Annotated in this window: 1 protein-coding gene; it reads right to left on the reverse strand. The window is 50.1% G+C overall.

Annotated features, from left to right (window positions below):
- Window positions 1-371, reverse strand: a 371-nt coding sequence (locus AC0QH1_RS30045) for a cadherin repeat domain-containing protein (protein WP_324635122.1), incomplete at both ends; no start/stop codon positions are given.

The raw sequence follows: 371 nt of genomic DNA on the forward strand, positions 1-371 counted from the left end.
CTTGGGTTTGCACTCGGATATTGTAACTAGATTTAGTTTCAAAGTCCGGGGAACTGTTGATTTGCAGTTGGTCGCCAGCGATGGTGAAGGCGGCGTTATCGGTGTCTCCCGTACCTGTCGCTAAACTGTAGGTAAAGGTATCTCCAGTATCGGGGTCGGTGGTGGAGAAGTTGCCGACTGCGGTGTTCGCCCCTACGTTTTCGTCGATGGCGTTGTTGCTGAGGGCGAGGTCGGTGGGACTCTCGTTCAGGTCGTTAACGTTAATCGTTAATTCCTTCTGGAAAATCTCTCCACCCGCATCTTGGGTTTGCACTCGGATATTGTAACTAGATTTAGTTTCAAAGTCCGGGGAACTGTTGATTTGCAGTTGG

The organism is Phormidium sp. CCY1219 (assembly GCF_055795085.1).